15 protein-coding genes, 1 tRNA gene, 1 pseudogene and 1 CRISPR repeat array (1 of these 18 only partly in view) are annotated in these 22688 nt (G+C 43.9%); of the genes and pseudogenes, 12 read left to right on the top strand and 5 right to left on the bottom strand.

From position 1 onward, the window contains the following. Positions 1–16 precede the first annotated feature (16 nt). From FFM64_RS04615 to FFM64_RS04605, 3 genes are all read left to right on the top strand, one after another. Positions 17–2422 (top strand): glycogen/starch/alpha-glucan phosphorylase, encoded by a 2406-nt coding sequence (locus FFM64_RS04615; RefSeq protein ID WP_137606838.1) that lies wholly within the window; start codon positions 17–19, stop codon positions 2420–2422. Positions 2423–2443: 21 nt separating this feature from the next. Continuing rightward, entirely contained in the window at positions 2444–4261 is a 1818-nt protein-coding gene (locus tag FFM64_RS04610; protein ID WP_137607059.1) for a glycoside hydrolase family 13 protein, read from the top strand. A gap of 295 nt (positions 4262–4556) precedes the next feature. After that, positions 4557–5324, top strand: coding sequence for a Cof-type HAD-IIB family hydrolase (locus FFM64_RS04605; RefSeq protein ID WP_137606837.1), 768 nt, complete (start codon positions 4557–4559; stop codon positions 5322–5324). A 442-nt stretch (positions 5325–5766) separates the two neighbouring features. Here the strand turns inward: FFM64_RS04605 and pgmB are convergent, their stop codons facing one another. The 4 genes from pgmB to FFM64_RS04585 form a co-directional block, all read right to left on the bottom strand. After that, positions 5767–6438: a beta-phosphoglucomutase gene (gene pgmB, locus FFM64_RS04600; protein ID WP_137606836.1), complete on the bottom strand. Its 672-nt coding sequence runs from the start codon at positions 6436–6438 to the stop codon at positions 5767–5769. 13 nt (positions 6439–6451) lie between these two features. Continuing rightward, entirely contained in the window at positions 6452–9175 is a 2724-nt protein-coding gene (locus FFM64_RS04595; protein ID WP_137606835.1) for a glycoside hydrolase family 65 protein, read from the bottom strand. An 823-nt stretch (positions 9176–9998) separates the two neighbouring features. Further along, positions 9999–10484 (bottom strand): pyridoxamine 5'-phosphate oxidase family protein, encoded by a 486-nt coding sequence (locus tag FFM64_RS04590; protein ID WP_223876890.1) that lies wholly within the window; start codon positions 10482–10484, stop codon positions 9999–10001. Between the two features lie 93 nt (positions 10485–10577). Next, positions 10578–10650, bottom strand: a tRNA-Lys gene (locus FFM64_RS04585). 319 nt (positions 10651–10969) lie between these two features. Between FFM64_RS04585 and yycF the strand changes: the two genes are divergently transcribed. The 7 genes from yycF to rlmH all read left to right on the top strand — a co-directional run bounded on the left by yycF (position 10970) and on the right by rlmH (position 19135). Beyond that, a complete protein-coding gene (gene yycF, locus FFM64_RS04580) occupies positions 10970–11677 on the top strand; it encodes a response regulator YycF (protein ID WP_137606834.1) in 708 nt (235 codons plus the stop codon). Between the two features lie 13 nt (positions 11678–11690). Beyond that, positions 11691–13565: a cell wall metabolism sensor histidine kinase WalK gene (walK, locus tag FFM64_RS04575; protein WP_137606833.1), complete on the top strand. Its 1875-nt coding sequence runs from the start codon at positions 11691–11693 to the stop codon at positions 13563–13565. Then, the gene (locus FFM64_RS04570) at positions 13546–14871 is read left to right on the top strand and encodes a YycH family regulatory protein (RefSeq protein WP_137606832.1); all 1326 of its coding nucleotides are present in this window, start codon (positions 13546–13548) and stop codon (positions 14869–14871) included. The genes walK and FFM64_RS04570 overlap by 20 nt, the downstream gene beginning before the upstream one ends. Before the next feature lie 13 nt (positions 14872–14884). Continuing rightward, positions 14885–15751, top strand: a complete 867-nt coding sequence (locus FFM64_RS04565; RefSeq protein WP_137606831.1) for a two-component system regulatory protein YycI — start codon at positions 14885–14887, stop codon at positions 15749–15751. 163 nt (positions 15752–15914) lie between these two features. After that, positions 15915–16730 (top strand): MBL fold metallo-hydrolase, encoded by an 816-nt coding sequence (locus FFM64_RS04560; protein WP_137606830.1) that lies wholly within the window; start codon positions 15915–15917, stop codon positions 16728–16730. A 115-nt stretch (positions 16731–16845) separates the two neighbouring features. Next, positions 16846–18108 carry a S1C family serine protease gene (locus tag FFM64_RS04555; protein ID WP_137606829.1) on the top strand — a complete coding sequence of 421 codons (1263 nt, stop codon included), beginning with the start codon at positions 16846–16848 and terminating at the stop codon, positions 18106–18108. 547 nt (positions 18109–18655) lie between these two features. After that, a complete protein-coding gene (gene rlmH / locus FFM64_RS04550; protein WP_137606828.1) occupies positions 18656–19135 on the top strand; it encodes a 23S rRNA (pseudouridine(1915)-N(3))-methyltransferase RlmH in 480 nt (159 codons plus the stop codon). A 113-nt stretch (positions 19136–19248) separates the two neighbouring features. Here the strand turns inward: rlmH and FFM64_RS04545 are convergent, their stop codons facing one another. Beyond that, positions 19249–19629, bottom strand: a complete 381-nt coding sequence (locus FFM64_RS04545; RefSeq protein WP_171000288.1) for a MerR family transcriptional regulator — start codon at positions 19627–19629, stop codon at positions 19249–19251. Between the two features lie 70 nt (positions 19630–19699). Between FFM64_RS04545 and FFM64_RS04540 the strand changes: the two genes are divergently transcribed. Together FFM64_RS04540 and tnpA are read left to right on the top strand one after the other, a co-directional pair. After that, complete coding sequence (locus FFM64_RS04540) at positions 19700–20413, top strand: SDR family NAD(P)-dependent oxidoreductase (protein WP_137606826.1); 714 nt, start codon at positions 19700–19702, stop codon at positions 20411–20413. A 1021-nt stretch (positions 20414–21434) separates the two neighbouring features. After that, positions 21435–21707, top strand: a pseudogene (gene tnpA, locus FFM64_RS04535) (IS200/IS605 family transposase); the annotation flags it as partial. A 500-nt stretch (positions 21708–22207) separates the two neighbouring features. Further along, a CRISPR array of direct repeats spans positions 22208–22688; the repeat unit is 29 nt; unit sequence GTGCTCCCCACATACGTAGGGATGATCCT; it runs 1501 nt beyond the window's last position.

Raw genomic sequence — 22688 nt, 5'->3', positions numbered from 1 at the left:
TGAGGGGGTGCGGTTTTTGAAGTTAACACAGGCACAATTTAAACAAGACTTTTTAGCAGAAATCAAAACGTTGTACGCGACTGATTTGAGTGACACGTCGAAGTTTGGTCAGTTTCTGGCGTTAGGCCACTTGGTTCGGCGTTACGATGGGCCAAATTGGACGCATACGTCTGACCAGTATCGCGAACAAGATCGCAAGCAAGTGTATTATTTTTCGATTGAGTTCTTGCCGGGGCGGTTATTAAAATCCAACTTACTGAATTTAGGCCTACTGGACACGGTTCGGCAGGGGCTAAAAGACCTTGGCTTGGACTTTGACGAGATTAGTACGGCTGAGCCCGATCCTGGTTTAGGAAATGGTGGTTTAGGCCGACTAGCGGCTTGTTACATGGATTCCATGGCCAGTTTAGGTATCGCGGGTAACGGGAATGGGATTCGTTATCGCTATGGCCTTTTCAAGCAGGTGTTCATGGATGGTTACCAAGTTGAACTACCGGATGACTGGCTGCGAAACGGCAACGTCTGGGAGATTCGGCGGGAAAATAAGGCTTGTCTGGTTCGCTTTGGTGGTAATGTCTGGATGGCGCCACAACCAGACGGCAGTCTAAAGGCGATGTATGAGAATACGGACGATGTTTGGGCCGTGCCCTACGATACTGGGTTAGTAGGCTATCGTAATGACGTGACCAATACGTTACGACTTTGGTCGGCGGAATTGCCGCCCAGTGCCGATAAAACGGGCTTCTCACAGGCAAGGCGGGATCGAATCGATGAAATTACGCAGGTCCTATATCCGGATGATTCTAATTCGGCTGGTCAAGCACTTCGCTTACGGCAAGAATACTTCTTTTCATCCGCTGGGGTGCAGAGTATCGTCCGCCATTATGGCTTGCGACATCAAGGCGTCAAAGCCTTGGCTAAAAAGGTGGCGATTCACATTAATGACACCCATCCGACACTGGTGATTCCAGAATTAATGCGACTTTTGATGGATGAACATCATTGTTCTTGGGAAGTCGCCTGGGCTCTTACAACGCAGGTGATGAGTTATACCAATCACACGATCATGCAAGAAGCTTTGGAGACGTGGCCAATCGATATGTTCAAAGGCTTATTGCCACGAATCTATCAAATTGTCGTTGAAATTGATCGACGCTATCGTGAGGCCCAAACACCGATCTTTGGCGAAGACCTAGTTAATCGCACGGCACCACTGGGCAACGGGCAAGTTCGGATGGCCTTTTTAGCGGTCATTGGGAGTCACAGTGTCAACGGCGTCGCACCATTGCACACGCAACTTCTGAAGGAAGACGTGCTGCGCGACTTATATCAAGTTTACCCAGAGCGCTTTAATAATAAGACGAACGGGATTGCAACGCGTCGTTGGCAGCAATTGGCCAATGAGCCGTTATCCAGCTTGATTGATTCAAAGATCGGGCCAACTTGGCGCCGCCAACCGAACCAATTGAAGACACTGACAGCTTACCAAAGTGATGCTAAGTTTTTAAAACAACTGACAGCGGTCAAAACAACCAATAAGGCCGCGTTGGGGGCCTATATCAAGTCGGAATTAGGAATTACAGTACGGACGGATGCCATTTTCGATGTTCAGATTAAGCGACTACATGCCTATAAGCGCCAGTTACTACACGTTTTTGAGATTATTCGGGAGTATTTAGCAATCAAGGATGAGCCCAAAACAGTCACGCCGCCACGTGTGCATATTTTTGGTGCGAAGGCGGCGCCAAGTTATCATTATGCGAAGTCGATCATTAAACTGATCAATGCATTGGCCGACTTAGTGAACCATGATCCTGCGATTGGGGATCGACTAAAAGTGGCGTTCATTCCAAATTACGGGGTGTCCTTGGGTGAGCTAATTATTCCGGCAGCGGATGTCAGTGAACAGATTTCAACGGCCTCGAAGGAAGCCTCTGGGACTAGTAATATGAAGCTGATGGCCAATGGCGCCGTTTCCTTGGCGACTTTGGATGGCGCCAATATCGATATTATCGAAGCGGCTGGCGAAGTCAATGAGTATTCGTTTGGACTGACGGCGAAGGCTGTTTACGGTTATTACGAACGTGGCGATTACCATGCCGCTGACTTTTACAAGTCTAATCCAGAATTAAAACGCGTCCTCGATACGTTGATTGATGGGACCATTCCGGGCATTAGTACGGAAGGCCAAGAAATCTATGACTCGTTGTTACGTTATAACGATGAATTTTTCGTCTTGGCAGATTATGAAAGTTACGTTCAGCAGCAAAAACAAATCAGTCATGATTTTCAAAATCAAAAGTTATGGCAACAAAAGGCCTTGGCGAATATTGCTGCGTCGGGCGTTTTCTCGGCTGATTTAGCGGTGGCTCGGTATAGTGATGATATTTGGCAAGTGCCGCATACCAAATTACTCAATTAAAAAGGAGGTGCGGGGATGATGATCCAACTTGAGTATGATTCGTTTCAGCCCCAATTTAAGACCCCCTTTGGCGCGGTTCCACAGCAGACGCCAATCCAGTTTACGATCAATGTTAAAACGAGCGATACTATCGGACAGGTTACCTTATGTATTGTGCGCGATGGTCAGTGGGATGCGGAGAAAGATCTACCAATGACGGCGAAGACGCCGACGGGCTATCAGGTCAGCTTCACCCCCACCCAAGCGGGACTCTATTTTTACTATTTTCAAGTCAGCACGAGTAATGAAACGGTCTTTTACGGTTGTATTGACGGGGGTTATGGCGGCCTCGGTGTGCAATATGCGCGCCGCGAACAAGTCCAAATGTATCAATTGACCACTTTAGCGGCAGTTGAAACGTTACCGAAATGGTATCGCGAGGGCGTTGCTTATCAAATCTTTGTCGATCGGTTCTATAATGGCAATCCGGATGGGCACGTTAATGCGCCGAAACCGAACAGTTTTATTTATGGGCGTGCGAGTGATCGACCGATGTACGTGCGCGGTCCTGGACAGGATATTTTGCGCTGGGATTTCTTTGGCGGCAATTTGCGTGGTATCGAAGCAAAGATTCCGTATTTGAAAAAATTAGGGGTCACAATCTTGTATCTCACGCCGATTTTTCAAGCGACGAGTAACCATCGGTATGATACGGGTGATTATTTGAAAATTGACCCAGTGTTAGGTGATTTAGCTGATTTTGACCATTTAGTCAGCGCATTGCACCGCGCCGGGATGCGCGTGATTTTGGACGGGGTTTTCAACCACGTGGGCGTTGACTCCCGCTATTTCAATCGGAGTGGGCATTATGATACGGTCGGGGCTGCGCAAGCACGGACGAGTCCCTATTATCCTTGGTTTACCTTCATTAATTATCCAACAGAATACGACAGTTGGTGGGGGATTACGGACTTACCGACCGTCGACAAAGAAAACAAAGCCTATCGGGACTTTATTTTTGGGTCAGATGACTCGGTCATTGATTACTGGACGTCACGGGGCGTGGATGGTTGGCGACTAGATGTTGCGGATGAGTTACCAGATGATTTTATTGCCGGCATTCGAAAAGCATTGGATCGTTATCCCGATAAAGTGCTGATTGGTGAAGTCTGGGAAGATGCCTCGCATAAACTCGCTTACGGCCAACGTCGGCACTATTTGGAAGGTGGCGGGCTACAAGCGGTGATGAATTATCCGTTGCGTCGCCTAATTATTCATGTTTTAACGGGAACCATGTCACCAGCGGATTGGTGGCGTGACTTGATGACATTAAAAGAAAACTATCCGCAAACGACGTTCCAATTTAACTTTAACAACATCGGTAGTCATGATACGCCACGTATTTTGACGATGCTACAAGAAGATATGGCGCGCTTACGTTTAGCGGTAGGGATGTTGTTGACGTTGCCTGGGGTGCCATGCCTGTATTATGGGGACGAAGCTAAGATGACGGGTGGTAAAGATCCAGATAATCGAGCCTTCTATCCGTGGGCCAATGCTGACTTAGCCGAAATTCGGGTCGTTGAGCAGTGGACTCATTGGCGTCAAAATCATGCTTGGCTTAATACCGCCAATTTTGCACCACTATATTTAGCCGATTACGGGATCGGTTACGTCTATTGGCAAGATGGACAGCAAGTGTTGGTGGTCATCAACGTCACAACGATGACGCACGAAATTACCCCAGCCGCTTGCAAGCTGTCGGTTGTCCCCGAATCACTGGCAACGGCCATTAAGCAGCGCTTGGTCGGGCAGACTTTGAGTGGGAATGAGTTACGACTTATTGAAAACTTTACTTGAAGTTTACATGAATGCGATAGTTTAAAACGAGACTGATGGTTATATTATAAGAGTACTTCTTAATCAGCACCCCGCGATTATGTCATTAAGAAGTATCCCCGTCGATCCTTAAGAGACGACAAAGAAGTCATGACTTACCTTGATTGGTCGTGGCTTTTTTGGTGCAAATTTTTACGAAAAACGCGTTTGAAATCAGTAAACCTGATTTTCATAGCGGAGTGAGTTCCGCGGTATAATAGTCCTAGTGAAAATTAGGCGAAACTAGTTTTCAATTGTTTCACTAGGAGGTAATTGTGTGTACCAAGCAGTAGTATTTTTCGACCTGGATGGCACTTTGATGCAAGACGATAAAACGGTGGCAGCCAGTAGTGTGGCCGCGCTTCATCAGTTGAAAGCTAATCACGTGTTGCCAGTCATTGCAACGGGACGCAATGTATTTGAGGTCGCTGATTTAATGCGGCAGACAGGCATTGATTCGATCGTTAGTGCCAATGGAAGCTATGTGCAATATGAGGGCCAATTTTTGGCGGCTCATGAGCTAGACAAGGACTTACTTCAAGATATTACGCATTATGCCAACCGCCACCAAGATGCATTGGCTTATTATAATGACGCCAGTTTTGCGTTGAGCCATCGTGATGCATTGACGGTGGCGAATTATCGAAGTTTGGGACAAAAGGCTTTAGTACAACCGGATTTTTATCGCCGGCATCATATTAATTTCTTACTAACATTTGATCCGATTAGTGCGGAGAAGTATCAGTGGCGTTACCGTGGTCATTTAACGTTTGTGCGCAATAACCCGCGCGCACTCGATACGATGGCTTGGGGCGTTTCCAAAGCCACTGGGATTCGTGATATTTTGGTCAAAGCTGGACTCAGCGGTGTCCCAACGTATGCCTTTGGGGATGCTGCCAACGATATCGAGATGTTTCAATTAGTTGATAAACCAATCGCTATGGGCAATGGCCTAGCCAATGTCAAAAGCTTGGCTGCCTATATTACGACTGATAATATGCACGATGGGATTAAAAATGGTTTGGCTCATTTTGGCCTGATTTAAGCGTGAAAAATGGCTATCTTGTCCTGTTAATATGCTGGATAGCTGAGTTTGCCGCTTCGGTCGACCTGGCTGACGCTGGAATGTGGTACCGTTTGTGAGCCAAAGGGCGGTCTCACAAGCCAGCTTTCACTAGACTGGCAAAGGATGCCGACCAAGTGAAATTTCACCACTGAGTATCAGCCGGCTCGACCTACGCTAGTGAACAACTACTATTAGAACTAGTGCAAAAATACAGCAATTCAAGTCTTGAACATAGGCTTATTATTTAAATAGCGTGTTGAAAAGACTAGTTTACTTTAATAGCGATACTCCGCCAGGTAGACTTAGTCACTAGTTCCAGACAAAATAAAACAGGAAGAAAATTCTCGATTTATGAGAATCTTCTTCCTGTTTTCTATCTAAAATGATGCAATTAAGCAGTCATTATGGGTTATTTTTAGCATTAAGCCATGGCTTTTTCAATATTGGCTAAAGTTAATTGGCTGGTTTCGGTGAAGTTGACGTCGGCGGCAGCTAAGACTTTTAGATTGCCAATCCCAACTGACGTTTCGCCCGCGCCATTGATTGATTGAACGCCGGCTGCAGCATCTTCAACCCCGATACATTGGGCTGGATCTAAGTCGAGAATTTCAGCGCCCCGACGGAAGATTTCTGGGTCTGGCTTGCCGTGCTTCAAGCTGGCTGGATCAACGGACTTAGTGAAGTAGTCGCTTAAGCCTAAGTGCTTGAGCACCAATGGTGAGTTTTTAGAAGCTGAGGCCAATGAAAGTAAGTAGCCCTTAGCTTTTAAATCATCTAAGAAATCCTGAATCCCAGGTAAAATGTTGGCTGGTGTCATTTGGGCAACTAACTTCAAATAGTTGTCGTTCTTTTCAGTCGCTAACGCTTCTTTTTCGGCATCCGTGAAATCAGCTTCTTTATGATCACGTGCCAAAATTAAGTTTAGTGAATCCATCCGGCTAATACCCTTTAACGCATCAGCTAAGCTGTCATCCCATTTAACACCAACTTTGTCAGCGACTTGATGCCAAGCCTGACTGTGAAAAATTGATGTATCCGTAATAACCCCATCTAAATCAAAAACAAATCCTTTAATCTCAGCAAATTTTGCCATTTGTAACATCCTCCTAATTATGGTCGTACGCCACAGTGAGCGGCTTTTTAGCTTGTAATTGATAATTCTTACCAGCAATGGTGATTGGTTGTTTCTGGTCAGCGGTGACCGTGATTTTTTCGTGATTAATCACAAATGTATAGTGAGTTCCACGGAACGTGTGCTTGAATTTCAATGATTGCCAATGTTCTGGTAATTGTGGATTGACCTGAAGCTGCTGGGATAAGACGCTAACGCCCCCAAAGTTCCGAGTCTCAAGGAGCAAGGTGGCACACATGACGCCTAAATGAATTCCTTCGGCCGTCGTCCCACCTTGAATATCGTAGTAGTCCGAGAAAAGTGCCTCTGAGAACAGTGACCAAGCTTGGTCGTAGTTTTCATCCAGTTGATTTAAAACGGCATACACGATCCGTGACAAGGTGGAGCCGTGGGTCGTCCGTTCCAAATAATATTGAATATTATGTGTCAAATATTCTTTAGGCAACGTATACCCAAGCTGTTTAATCAGCTTTTGCACGGTCGGCACGTCGAAGTTGTAGAAAGCCATTAGCGCATCAGCCTGTTTAGCAACTTGATAGGCGTCAGGCGTTTTGCCTTCCGCTTTAAGAATCCGGTCCATCCGCGAAATATTACCAAATTTTTGGCGATAAGCTTGAAAGTCGAGCGTTGGTAAGTTGAAATAGCCTTCAAATTGCGCAATGATACCGCTATTGTTGATTTCCAACGTTAACTTGTGGCTAATGTCAGCCATTTTATTTGCCAAATCGGTATTGAAGTTGGCTGCCGCGGCGGCTTTTTGATAAGTTGCATTGTCCAATTGATCTCGCAATTGTGCGATGGTATCAAATAACCACGCCACCATAATATTGGTATAAGCGTTATTCTTCAAACCAGGCGTTTGGTGATTAGGATAATTTTCGTGGAATTCATCAGGACCCATGACACCAGCAATACTGTAACGGCCGGTTGTGTCGTCGTAAGTGGCTTTGCTAATCCAAAATTCGGCGACTGATAGCAGCATTTCCATCCCATATTTGGCGAGAAAATCACGATCCAGCGTGGTATGGTAGTAAGTCCAGACATCATAGGCAATATCTAAGGAGACGTGACGCTGTAACCGACTGTTGTCGGGATCCCAAGCTTGCGTAATTGGGTTTAAATGAGTGAATTGGGATTGCTCGTCACCCTTTTGCGCGGATTGCCAAGGATACATTGCGCCGGCAAACCCCGCTGCTTTAGCATTTTCACGGGCTGCTGGTAACCGACGATAGCGATACAACAGGAGTTGTTTGGCTAATTCTGGCCGGTGCAGCGTGAAGAAGGGTAACATGAACATCTCATCCCAAAAAACGTGCCCACGATAAGCTTCACCATGTAATCCTCGAGCACCCGCAGAAGCGTCTAATTGACCGCTTTCTAGCGCAGCGGTGGAGACAAAACTGTGATAAATATTCACTCGTGTCAACCGTTGACTGGTCAAGTCACCACGGATTTTAATGTCCGCATCTTGCCAAGTTTGATCCCAGTAATCGCGACTCGTTTTAACCGTATCATCGAAACTGGTTTGTGCCAGCGCTGTCGTCATCTGTGTCAGCGAGGCGTCGTTAGCCACGTTACTGGTAGCAATGACGACATCTTTATCAAACGTATACGTCTGGTTGGCTTGCACAGCGAGTGACAAGACTTGTTGAATGCCTTGCGGTTGGTGTTTAAGCTCAATCAGGTCGCTGGTGTTGCAATCCGGACTCGTCAATTTAGCGCCAAAAGTATAGTTGATCTTTGACGTTTTTGTTTGGCCGGCGAGAAACATGGTGTTAGCACAAGATTCCAGTCCTAATAATTGCAAATGATGCTGGTCAAAAACATTATACCGGCTAACGTTGCTATTGACAACGCTTCCATCAATTTCGGAGATGATTTGTAAGCTACCAGAGAAGTTCAGTGGTGTGACCTGATAACGAATGCTGAATCGATGCCAAGCCTGCATATTTGCGAGTTTTTGTGATTGAATCTGTAATCGATGTCCAGATTGTAACTGGACTAGCATGGTCGTGGTCAAGATGCCGGTCTTCAAGTCAAGGCTGCGATAGACATCTTGAATGTCACGATCGTTAATGGTGAAAGGTTCTTGGTTGTCGACACTAAACGTCATGTATTGCGCGTTCGGAAGGTTGACTAAGTCTTCGTTGACGACATCGTGATCTTTGATTTTCGTCGTTTCCTGATCGAAAATACCGGCAACGTAGGTCCCTGGGTAATTATTCTTATCGGCACGAGATTCAACGTAAGCGCCACGTAGACCGAAGTAACCGTTGCCGACGGTTAACATCGCTTCTTGGCCGTTATTGCGGACACCTTCGTATTTGCCATAGTAGTCGAGATGCCATTTTAAATAGGTTTTCTTCGCTTTCACAGCAGCAATTAAGCCATCACGGTCGACGGCCGCCCGACTTACAACTGGAATGTTTAGCAGATTAGTTAACGCTAACCCAACGTCGATCCGATCATAATTGACCCCCACAATTGTGTCGGAAAATGAGTAATCTAAGCCGTTTTCAAGAATGGCGGCATCAAATTTAAGCCCCGCTAGTCTAACTTTGATGTTTTCTAAGTTATCGTTGATTGATTGGTCAGGATTGTAGGCAATCGCATAGCGAGTTGTTGCTGGCTCGTTTGCGGTTGGGTAGTAAGCAATGTCCATGGCATCATTTTCAATTCGTAATTTAATCAGTTGCATCGAATAACCACTCCTTAGTTAATTGACTGAAAAAACGTCATAAATATTTCAAAAAAGTTCTATCCCACTTTCAAGCCTAGACCAGATTTTTAGGTGTTTCAAATATTGTCGCCGTAAGCACAGCCACTCTGGTAGAAAAATGAAATTAATAATTAAGTTGAATAAACTAGTGTCTTTACTTGCTTTCAGAGGTGTTTTTCAGGACAGCTAATGTTTGAAAGAATTAAAAATATTAGTACTTTAGCAGTGCTAGTAACGTTACGTTTAAAGTAGACTTGCCCAAATTCAGTGCCCCGCAAGATTAGTCAGCTAAAAACGCCAACTAATCTTGCCGACACTGCATTCCACTTTCACCTGACTCAGCTAAGTGTAAATAACAGCTCTATAAAATAGAACCACTGATTAGCTGGAGGCTGTTGGCGATAGCATCGAACGTGCAAGTGGCGTTTGATCGGCGCTTTTTGCCGAACTTACACCACGGACGGTTCGGGAGATTTGCGGTCTTGGCAAAGCTTCCGGGCGAGGTTCAAGACGTTCCTAAGGCTTGGACCGGTCCCTCGTTCGCATGTTATCGGCAACCACCGGAAGCGGCAGTAGTCGACTAAATTTTCATTGCCTAATTATTGGTGTAGTGATCGCAGGCCCGCAATTTTTTACTTATGACCTTTAGAGGACAGTGATTTCAGGAGTGTAGGGTAATAAAGTAGACACACTAAAAGCACCTGGAAAAACCAGATGCTTTTAGTGTGCTATGTTAGATACTTATTCTAGGCCAGATTTCACCGCGGAATGAGTCTGTCGTCTGATGAAGTGGTGTAATTTCTTAGTCATCTAATTTTGGCAGTAATTCTAAGTGATCCATGGCCATCATTTGACGAATCTTAATACTATTTGTTTGAAATTTCAGAATAACTGGGTCATGATAAGCCAATCGTTTCTGAAATGGTGTCAGTTCGTTACGCCAATCGGTGGTAAAGGCTTCGTGACCCGCGAGCGTTAAGTGGCCCTTCAACATTAATGAAGAATAGTCAGTTAGGTTATAGCAAAACAGCGTTGCACGGTTGCAACGCTGGATATTTTTAACCGTGGTTGTTTGCCGACTAGTATAGAAGAAAAGTTGTTCTATGTGGCGGTCTGAGGGTAAGGGACTTAGCGCGACGGTCGTCGGGAAGCCATTCTCATCAATTGTGGCAACGGTGAACACCGCTGTGGCTTGAATCATTTTTTGCGCCGCCTGACGCGTGGTATGTTGCATGTGTTCCACCTTCTTTGTCCCTTTAGTATGCCGGAAATGGACCGGTGTTGTCATGTGTTCTGCTCAAAAATGACTTATTTTAGGACACAAAAAAATCAGCCTCCACGGTGGATTATCACGGCGTGAAAACTGATTAGTGGTTATGGATGGGCAGTCAGGGGATCGAACCCTGGACCCACGGATTAAGAGTCCGTTGCTCTGCCAGCTGAGCTAACTGCCCATAACTCAACAAAAAATATAATATCATGAATCGGGGACGCTGACAACACTATTTTCGCTTTTTTTTCAAAAAAAGTGACTTTTTCTGTAAAATTTGTCTCCCATAACCATTTTTAAACCGCGATAATGTTGTAACAAATCGCGGTATCATGCGGATTGGCAAACGAAGAAAGCCATAGTTATTTGTGATATACTAAAAATAGCGCTGAAAAGTGTTTTTCAGCAGTCCAGACGCAGGTCATGGTTGATTAGGCCTGTATTAATCGAAATTATTTAAAATTTGACTTGAACCTGTATTCCCCTAAGGAGGAAGTAGCGTTATGAAAAAAATCTTAGTTGTTGATGATGAGAAACCAATCTCAGATATTATGAAGTTTAATTTGACCAAGGAAGGTTACGAAGTCCATGTCGCGGCCGATGGTGAAGAAGCTTTACAAAAAGTGGAGGAAGTCCATCCAGATTTAATCCTCTTAGACCTAATGTTGCCAAAAATGGACGGCTTGGAAGTTGCTCGTCAAGTGCGGAAGAATTATGACATGCCAATTATCATGGTTACGGCCAAGGATTCTGAATTGGATAAAGTCTTGGGTCTTGAGCTGGGTGCGGATGATTATGTCACTAAGCCATTCTCAAATCGTGAACTAGTTGCCCGGGTAAAAGCGAACTTGCGGCGTCAAGGTACGCCAGCAGCGCAACCGGCTGAAGAAGAAACAAACTCCGATATTGAAATTGGCGATTTAGTGATCCATCCAGATGCTTACATGGTTTCAAAGCGTGGGGACAATATTGAATTGACCCACCGTGAATTTGAATTACTCCATTATCTGGCGCAACATATCGGTCAAGTGATGACGCGTGAACATTTACTGCAAACAGTTTGGGGCTACGATTACTTTGGCGATGTGCGGACAGTTGATGTCACTGTGCGGCGTTTGCGTGAAAAGGTCGAAGATAATCCTAGTCATCCAAAGTGGTTAGTGACGCGGCGTGGTGTCGGATACTATCTCCGCAATCCTGAAAATGAGTAGAGGTCGTTAAACCGTGTTTAAACTTAAGCGGAAGAACTTTTTTAAGTCGATTAATTTTAAAATTGCGCTCGTCTTCGCATTGTTGTTACTCATTACGCTGGAGATTGTTGGGGCAATTTTTGTGCGTCAATTGGAAACGAAAAACTTGGAACAATTTAAGACCCAGGTGCAGATTCCAACGTATGTTGACAACTCGTTGGCAGAGCAGTTGTCGTCCAGTAATACGACGAAAGCCAATACGCAGCTGAAAACGATTTTGTCAGATATTAACAATTCTAATATTGATGAAGTTCGCGTCATTGATAGCAAAGGGACCATTCGCGGGACGAATGATGTGAATGATCAGGCTATCGTTGGGCAAAAGACCACGGACAGAAATGTTAAGAATGCCATCTATAATAATCGTTCGTATACTAAAAATACCTATGATACTTCGAATAATAGTCAGTACTACATCTCGATAGTGCCGTTATACAGTTCAAATACGACTGGCAATAATAGCCAGTTAGTTGGTGTCCTGTATGTGCGGGCGAATATGAAGTCTGTCTATAATACGATTAATTCAATTATGCAGATTTTTGCGGTCGCGTCACTCGTGGCGATGGCCCTAGGCTTAGGCATTGCGATCATCATTGCCCGGGCAATAACGCGACCAATCGAAGAAATGAAACGGCAGACCCAACGGATTTCTCGTGGGGATTATGCGGGACAAGTTCGCGTTTACAGTGATGATGAATTGGGACAGCTTGCTGGTGCCATCAATAATTTGTCGATTCGGGTCGAAGAATCGCAAGAATCGACCGAAGCGGAACGGCGGCGATTGGATAGTGTCCTCGCACATATGAGCGATGGGGTTATCGCGACCGATCGACGTGGAAATATCACGATTATTAATGAAACAGCCTCCGATTTTGTCGATGTTACGGCTGAAAAAGCAATTGGTAATTCCATTTTGGATATGTTACAGATTCGTGATGACTATTCGTTGCGTGATTTGATTGAAAATCAAGATGAATTGACGTTGGACTTTTCGTCAAATGAACGTGATTTAATTTTGAATGCTTACTTCTCATTGATTCAACGAGAATCTGGGTTTATCAGTGGGTTAGTCTGTGTTTTGCACGATGTTACGGAACAGCAGAAGATCGATAATGATCGGAAGCAGTTCGTTTCAAATGTGTCGCATGAATTACGGACACCTTTGACGAGTCTACGGAGTTATATTGAGGCTTTGAGTGACGGCGCTTGGAAAGATCCAGAGGTTGCGCCTGGTTTCTTAAAGGTAACTCAGGAAGAAACGGATCGCATGATTCGGATGATTAATGAGCTGTTAAGCTTGTCACGAATGGATTCTGGGACGACACGTGTCGATATGGAACTCGTTAATATCAATGAAATGTTCAACTATGTGTTGAATCGTTTTGATATGATTTTGAAAAAGGATGATAATCCCGCCAAATACTATACGATCAAACGGGAATTTACGAAGCGTGACCTCTGGGTAGAAATTGATACCGATAAATTTACCCAAGTGCTCGATAATATTATGAATAACGCCATCAAATACTCGCCCGATGGTGGGGTGGTGACCTGTCGTTTACTCGAGACCCATAATCAGGTCATTATCAGTATTAGTGACCAGGGTCTTGGAATTCCACGGGCCGATTTGAATCACGTCTTTGACCGATTCTTCCGGGTAGATAAGGCGCGGTCGCGGGCACAAGGTGGGACTGGCCTGGGATTGGCTATTTCGAAAGAAGTCGTGCAATTGCTCGGTGGCCGGATCTGGGTCGATAGTGTCGAAGGTCAAGGTTCGACCTTCTATATCTCATTGCCATATGAACCTTATGAAGAGGAGGATCTTTGGGATGACGACTCGCAAGCTTAGACGCCTCATTTTACCCATCACTTTAGCAGTTTTGATTATTCTTAGTGTGGGACTGTCCATCTATATTTGGACCAATCCGTCGCGCTATGAACGTGAAAATAAGGTTAGCACCGCCTCTTCAAACTCAACCTTAGCGACTCGAACGATTGATGATATTTATTTGCCGACGCAGCTCGTGCATACTGATTCAGCCGGAAAACAGACCTTGTTGATCAATAAAAATGTCAGTTTGGTCACTCAATTTAAAGCGCAGATTAGTAAGTGGGATGCGACGAGTATTGTTAAGGCTCGGATCACGTCCGCTAAGAGTTATGAAGCCTTGCTAAATGGCCAGGATTCTTATGTGCTAAACTTTCCGGACAGTGTGACGGTTGCCATGTTTAACACGATTTTTAATCAGAATTTGAAGAACTATCGCTCATCTGAATTTAGTCGCATTGTGATTCCGGTTAATGATACCGATCATTTGTATTTGCTGAATGATAGTAAACATCAGATTTACAGTGTGCGCTTAAAAAAGAAATCCTTAAAAATGATGCGGAAAGTCTTACAGGCCAACAAGGTAACTGCGATTGCGGTGAAGATGACCTATGAAGCTAATAATACGTATTTAGATTACACGCAGCCGGTGACGATGCAACATTATAGCTATCTGATGAATGAACAGTCGGCTAGCCAGTTAGCCAACCGGTTGTTAGATTCCGATGGTAATTCGTCAGTCTCAGTGCGGACGCATAATGGTGAACAGATTTATACGACCGGGGCATTTAAGCGGATGACCGTGAATAATAAGCTCGGCACGGTTTATTTTGAGGATTATAGTGATTCAGGCGATACGCGTCAGATTTCATTTACGACGCAGTTGCAGAAAAGCTATAGTCACTTAGTTAGTCTCGGCGTTCCAATGGATAATATTCGTTATTATGGTTACGACACCACGAGTAGTAGTGTCATTTATCGGAGTTACGTGGAAGGGTTCCCGATTTTCAATCAAACGGAAAATGGGGATGTGCGGATTCAGATGACCTCTAATGGCCTGGATCGCTATTACTTCTCACTCGATAGTTTGCAAGTTCCGGTGCCAACTACTGGGAAACAGACGGCGGTGACGCTGCCGAGTTCCACGGCAGTCTTGAAACAATTGGTCGGGGCTGGTTATAAAAATAATAAAATTGGTAGCATTGAACTCGGCTATCAGTGGTCGCAAAATAAGTCATCCAAACTCGTGATCGACTTAACGCCGACTTATTACGTCTACTATAATGGTACTTGGCGGACGTATACGTCGATGCTGAACGAATCATAAGGGGGCGGACGCAGTGAATTTTCGAAGAATTGAATGGATTTTCGTGACGGCGTTCGTGGTCCTCGATATCTTTCTGGTCTACATGTTTGTCCAGACCAGTTCGAGTGATACGAGTACAAAATCGTCGAGCGATACGGCGACGACCGTGATTCGTGAAATGCGAGATGACAATATTAGTTTCAGTAATCCTAGTAGCAATGAAGGGACTGGCTACTATATTGCCGGCAATAACGACAGTGGCTTGAAACAACATTTGGGTCAGTTAACTGAACAGACGGCGCGATTAATGACGAGTAGCAAATTAACGAGTTTGTTACACACGACGGTTGCGGTAGATAAGAATCACCCACAGGCCGACTTGGATCATTTTGTAAAACAAGCAGCGAATGTGATTCATGGCGATCAATATGTTTATTCTGCGGCATTATCGTCTTCAAGTGACTATGTGTATATTCAAAAAGTGGCTGATGGTGAGATTCTGACGGGTACTGGTCAATTACATTTGATGGTCAATAAGAATCGGCAGTTAATCAGCTATACACAATCGTATGTCGGCAATGTTAAAACGTTACGTGAAAAAGCCGTCACGATCAGTGAAAAGAAAGCGTTAGTCGCGTTATACCAATACAATCAAGTTTCTAATAACTCACGAATTGTGTGGGGAAAGCTTGGCTATACCCGGTTGCTGAAGTTGAAAGATAGTAGTGTGTACGTGCCAACGTGGTTGTTTGCGGTTAAGAGTAAGAACAGTTCCAACTATAGTTTGCATCGCATCAATGCTTTTACGGGAGCTGCGATGAAGAACGGTAGTACGGAAAACGCTACGGATGCTGCAAGTAGCGAGAGCAGTACCGCCGGAATGATCTGGCATGTTGAATAACAATGATGAGATAACGTCTGGAATTTTGGTTCCAGACGTTTTTTTTATCATCGTAACGTGTCAGGTCTGATACGCTGGACACCGTCAGTTGCACTCCGGCCCTAAAAGCGTGTATCATAACAACGGTAGTAGCTGAATTTCAGAGATGGGAAGAACCTAAATAATGGTATTAAAATTAGCAACAGATCAAATGCAAGTTAGTGTGTTGGCTTCCGGGAGTACCGGCAACGTGACTTATATTGAAACACCTGAACACAAAGTCTTGGTTGATGCGGGCTTGAGTGGTAAAAAAATTGCGAATCTGATGACTTCGATTGGACGCGATATTAATGAAGTGGACAGTCTTTTCATCACACATGAACATACCGATCACTGTCATTCGGCCGGCATCTTGGCCCGGAAATACGGCCTAGACGTGTATGCCAATCAGGGGACTTGGGATGCCATGGCTCATCGAATTGGCGAGGTTCCAACTGAATTGAAACACGTTTTTGATCCCGATACGACTTTAGGCTTGGGTGATTTGGATGTGGAATCCTTTAGCGTCTCACATGATGCCGCGGAACCACAATTTTATGAACTGCACCACGCGGGGAAATCCTTCGTGATTATCACCGATACGGGCTATGTTTCGGAACATGTTGAAGGCGTGATCAGCGATGCCGATGGTTATTTATTTGAATGTAATCACGATTTGGAAATGTTGCGGATGGGCCGTTATCCTTGGCCTTTAAAACAGCGGATTCTCGGCGACGAGGGGCATTTGTCAAATGAAGATAGTGCCAATGCGTTGATGGATGTTATTGGTCAGCACACGAAGCGCATCTATTTAGGCCATCGGAGTCAAGATAACAATATGAAGACTTTGGCTCATTTGACGGTTGCTTCGATGATGAAAGAGCATGACTTCGGGGTTGAACATGATTTTCAACTCTATGATACCGATCCAGAAACCGCGACAAAGTTAGTGACGCTCTAAATAACGATTTTTACAGTTACACAATCGTTCAGTCATAGAAAAATCATATTTTTTAGCTAAAATGAAGTTAAAACTTAGTTCTATGTAGGGAGGGATCGCGTTTCGACGCGAAATTATGGCAAATAACTCATTAGTCAAAGTCGCTGTAACCGCTCTTGTTGCCGGCTTGTTAGGTGGCGGGATCGCTTATGGTGGTATCAATTATCTAAGCAATAATAATGTCACAACATCTTCGACCAGTGTACCAACTGGGTCCAATAAGTCCGGCTCAACTTCCACGGCCAATGTGAAAGTTAATGTCAGTTCCCAAGCCACGAAAGTCTTTAAGGACAATAAGGCTGCCGTGGTCTCCGTTATCAACTTACAGAAGCAAAGTACGACTAGTGGCTGGAGCGGAATTCTGGGTGGTGCCGATGGTTCGGACGATGATAGCTCTAATTCCAGTTCTTCTAGCAATAGTAAGTTACAAGAGTACAGCGAAGGCTCTGGGCTTATTTATAAGACGAGTGGCAACGCAGCCTATATTGTGACGAATAATCACGTGGTGAGCGGTTCTAATGCCATTCAGGTCATTATGAGTAATGGGACGAAGTTGTCTGCTAAATTAGTCGGTACGGATGCCGTTACCGATTTGGCGGTATTAAAGATTAATTCTGCTAAAGTGACGAAGACCGCTAGCTTCGGTAATTCTGATAACATTGAAGTTGGTGAAAACGCGTTGGCGATTGGGTCGCCACTGGGTTCGAACTACGCCACGACTTTAACTGAAGGGATCGTTTCCGCTAAGAAACGGACGGTTGCCACGACCAACACGTCTGGTCAACAGACGGGGTATGCGACAGTCATTCAAACCGATGCTGCGATTAACCCTGGGAACTCCGGTGGGCCACTCTTTAACTTAGCTGGCCAAGTGATCGGGATTAACTCAATGAAATTATCTTCCGATAGCTCTGGGACGAGTGTTGAAGGGATGGGCTTTGCCATTCCAAGTAATGAAGTTGTGAAGATTATCAATGAGTTAGTTGAAAATGGTGAAGTTGTTCGACCAGCCTTGGGCGTTGCGACGTATAACCTTTCAAGTATCTCAGCGAGTGATCGTAAATCTGTCTTGAAGCTCCCAACTAGTGTGACTAAAGGGGTCGTCATTATGAAGACTTACGCTGGTTCACCGGCCAAGGCAGCGGGATTGTCCAAATACGATGTGATTACGGAATTAGGTGGTAAGAAGATTACCAGTTTAGCTAATTTGCGGACGGCATTGTATGACCACAAAGTTAACGATACGGTAACGGTGAAGTACTATCATGAAGGGTCGTTGAAGACCGCCAACATGAAACTAACGGAAACGACCAAAACGTTAACCAAACAGTCGAATTAAAAAATGAAGCTTTCATAAGCGTGCTAGGATGCAATCGTGTCCTAGCGCGCTTTTTGCGTTGAATCATGAAAAACCGAAGACTAGTTTTTTCAAAAGTTGCGGTTGTGACGATCTCACGGGACTAAGGCTAATAAAATCCGAACGAAGCAGTTGCAAGCACGACTGACCATTTTTTACCAGCCAAGGGATCTGTGCATAATTGTGCATAACTTCGGGGATAACTTTTGTGCTTGGTTGTGGTAATTTATTAACAAGCGTCAGAGCGGCAATTGGGCTTGTTCAGAAGTTATACACAGGGCGACCTTTTACCTGTGGACTAAATTTTTAAAATATATTTTAATCAAGAACGATTGTTGATATAATAGGATTTACAACCGGAGACTACGAACAAATGTTGCTGTGGAAAACTGTGGATAAGTCCGGATGAACTTGACAAAAAGGGTCTAAATAAATGTTGTGGCAAACATACGTTCAACACAACATATAGAAAATTGAGTTATGCACCTGTGGATAACTTTGTTGATAACTTGTGTAAAGGTGGTAAATTATGAACATCAAAATTATCTGTGTCGGAAAATTAAAGGAAAAATACTTCAAACAGGGGATTGCGGAATATGCGAAACGGATGAGTAAATTTGCAAAATTCCAAATTGTCGAGGTTCCAGATGAAAAGGCGCCAGAGTCATTAAGTAACGCAGAGATGGCTAACGTCATGGAAAAAGAAGGTGCTCGTATCCTGGATAAGATCAAGGATCGCGATTACGTGTATGCGTTAGCGATTTTAGGGGAAGAGCGGTCGAGTGAAGAATTCGCGGCCGAAATTGATAAGCTGACGACTTATGGGCACAGTGATATTGATTTTGTGATTGGTGGCTCGTTGGGATTAGCGCCGGAAGTATTAAAACGTGCTGATACGCAGATTTCGTTTGGCCGCTTCACACTGCCTCATCAGTTGATGCGGTTGGTACTGACGGAACAGGTTTATCGGGCGTTTATGATTAATATTGGGTCTCCGTATCACAAGTGAGACGATTTTTCTTAGGATTGACCGTTAAGTGGGGTATAGTTACGGAAGCCTACACCATAAGCAACATAAACAAACAGGCCTCGGCGATTTCGAGGCCTGTTTGTTTATGTTGCTCACATCACCGCACTGTCTCCAGCCAAATACCGCTCAAGTTTATGATCAATTACTTTCAGCTGTTCCTGCTTATCAGCAATTGAAGCGATGACTTGCTTACGCTGTTTGCGCATTAATTCAATTCGTTGAGGTAAGCTGCTATCGCCTTCACGTACTAAGGTGGTGTAGTGTTGCAATTCGGCAATCGACATGCCAGCTTCTCTCAAATAATGTAAATTAGTTATCCAGTGTAGGTCTTCATCATTAAAGATCCGTTGATTATTTTCGTTGCGCTTTTCTGGTGGTAATAAGCCACACTCTAAGTAATATCTGACTGTTCGAATAGTGACATTAGCGGCTTTAGCAAACTCACCGATTCGCATCAATTTATTGTTATCCATTTCGGCTTGACCTCTCGTTACGTTAGGCTGATATAGTATATTCATCATAACAGAAAAGGAAGCTATGGATATGACTATCAAGACATTAATTACTGGTGCTGATCGCGGGATGGGTTACGAATTAGCCCTAGAACTTGGTTTGAAAGGCCAGTACATCTATGTTGGTTCTAGAAATTTAGCCCGTGGACAGGCTGCGGTTGCTCGGCTCGAGGCTGTTGGTGTTCAAGCTCAGGCAGTACAGTTAGATGTGACCGATCATGAGTCGATTGTTGCCGCGAAAGCGAATATCACTGATAATTTAGATATTCTAATCAATAATGCTGGTATTGCCGTTGATCATGAGACTAAGCCATCAGAACTGTCACTAGACGCAATTCGGCAAGATTTTAACGTAAATTATTTCGGCTTGATCGACGTCACGCAGGTCTTCTTACCACTTTTGAAGGCAGCGCCGGCTGGCCGGATTATCAATATCTCCAGTGCGGTGGGATCATTGACTTTGGCCAGCGATGCCAGTACCAGCATTCACAAGCTACAAGCATCAGGCTATCAGGCTTCTAAGTCGGCGGTCAATATGTTCACCGTTAAACTCGCCGCAGAACTTGAAGGAACGCCTGTCACGGTAAATGCCGTCAATCCTGGCTGGGTAGACACCAGTTTTGGTGGTGGCGGTGGTAATCGGACCGTGCAAGTGGGTGTGGCGCGGACCGTGGAATTGGCCACTTCTGATGTGTTAACTGATTCTGGTACGTTTTCAGATATTGATGGTATTGTTCCTTGGTAACCTGCTTATATCAAGTAAGACAAACTGAGAAGATAAAGTCGTCTCTAGAAGGGAAAATCAATATTTTAGACAAGGTATCTTAACAACTTCAGACCAAAATGAAAGTAATCTCAACGTAGTTGTTTACGAGGAGATTACTTTTTTTTATGTCAGATGATACTCGAAACCTAGAAATTGATTATCCGACTATTTGTGTAGCTTTAATTCCTGGAAAATAATTTCGGTTTAGAATATATGAAAGGGGACTTAGTTTTTCGACTAAGTCTTCTTTTATGCGTAGTGCTGGTTAATTCGATGCCAAGTATCCTGGTTTGTAAAATTGATCTGAACTCTGCTTTAATAAAACTCGCTAATTCATCTTAGATGATTGGTCGGGAATGACTTAGTTTGATTATCTTTGTAGATTTGTTAGAACCATCTTAGCTATCGCGTCAGAGTGCCGATACTTCTGTTCCTTATGAAAGAACATGACGCGTTCATTTCTTAGATTGTTGCAATTGAGTTTTACATAGTTTTAGGAGATTAAGCTTGTGTGGGGAGTAGACTGAGTATTTTACTATAGAGGTAGGGAGCGGCCTAATATCCTGATAGTTATTGTTAAAGAATTATTGATGGGCTATGATTATTGGTGATCAACATTTTTCATAATCCTTTGAGTGGGGGGACAAATATGAATGATGACGATAATTTATTTTCACTCATTTGTAAGTTACTTATAATGATACCGGTTTGCATTGTTTTGATAGGAGCACTTATTAGTGTCTTAGGTCAGATATAAATTTGTTGTGCCCTCTGGTACATTGAGCATATAACGAACAAGCGCATTGAATTTTCTTTTGTGAAAATTTAATGCGCTATTTTGATTATGCCTTTAGGCCGAGTTGAGCGCGCTAAAGCGTGCGAAACAAAAAACCACCCGCTATGCGGGCGGATGGCAAAGTGGTTAAACCAAAGCGCCTCCGATTGACTTAGAATGTAGGTGTCGAAGCCAACATTGCTAAATCGAAAGGGGACGCTTGAAATGGCGAATAAGCTAAACAGTCTTGCACATACCAAATGGCTGTGCAAATACCATATTGTATTCACTCCAAAGTATAGGAGAAAAATAATTTATAATCAATATCGTCGTGACTTGCAAACGGATATTAGAATGTTATGTCAGTACAAAGGTGTCAAAATAATTGAGGGACATATGATGCCAGATCATGTTCATTTGCTGGTCAGTATCCCACTAAAATTGAGTGTTTTAAGCTTTACGAGATATCTGGAGGGAAAGAGTGTCTTAATGATGTTTGGCCCACAAAAGTCAGCGCCCTGAAATGTTGGTCAGTACATTTGGTTTATAGGTCTGGAGCAAATCACTCGTTTGACGGGTGGTTATTATGATCGAGTTGTTTTCCGATTTGGGTGTGTAGCCATATTTGATGTGTGGTGTTAAACGCCAATTTTATATGGATAGCTGTTTTCTGAGGGACACCTGTTAAGCTGTCTTCGGTTATAAACTTATTACTGACTGGTACAGTCAGGTCTCCAGAGATAATTGTCATCACGGGTTGCCTTTTTTAGTTGTATTTTCTGTTAAGTTAGAAAGGTTTTTAATATGAGTATAGGAATTAGAATTTTGCTATTTTATCGGTATCTTGTACGACAATCTGATGTGTTGTTAGATTTGTGTATTGTTAAAGTCTAATTGCTACTGTATGCTTGAAATGTGATTTGAAAGTCAGGATGCAAGTTAATGTAAATTGTTGATATTGAAAATTTAAAATGCCGTTATATCAATGAATTTTTAGTGTGCTCCCCACATACGTAGGGATGATCCTGTGTCGGGCGCGTTTTCATATTTAATAAGTGTGTGCTCCCCACATACGTAGGGATGATCCTCAAGGCGACCAACTAACGACAATCAATAATAAGTGCTCCTCACATACGTAGGGATGATCCTTAATGCGACCTGTGATCGTGCGATCATTACCAGTGCTCCCCACATACGTAGGGATGATCCTACCCACCAAGCATTTTTTTAACCAGAGGTAAAGTGCTCCCCACATACGTAGGGATGATCCTATGCTTCTAAATTTTCAGAAATGCAAACAATTGTGCTCCCCACATACGTAGGGATGATCCTTATGGTAAAGTTGAGTTAATATCGAGTTTTTAGTGCTCCCCACATACGTAGGGATGATCCTAAATTAGGGCTTGAAATTATGAATAATGATAAGTGCTCCCCACATACGTAGGGATGATCCTGTTTTTTCATTATCATGATCTAAAG

The organism is Lactiplantibacillus daoliensis (genome assembly GCF_005405005.1).
In the GTDB taxonomy this organism is placed as follows: domain Bacteria; phylum Bacillota; class Bacilli; order Lactobacillales; family Lactobacillaceae; genus Lactiplantibacillus; species Lactiplantibacillus daoliensis.
The sequence above is the reverse complement of the archived record's forward strand: the minus strand, read 5'-3'. Positions and strand labels throughout refer to the sequence as shown.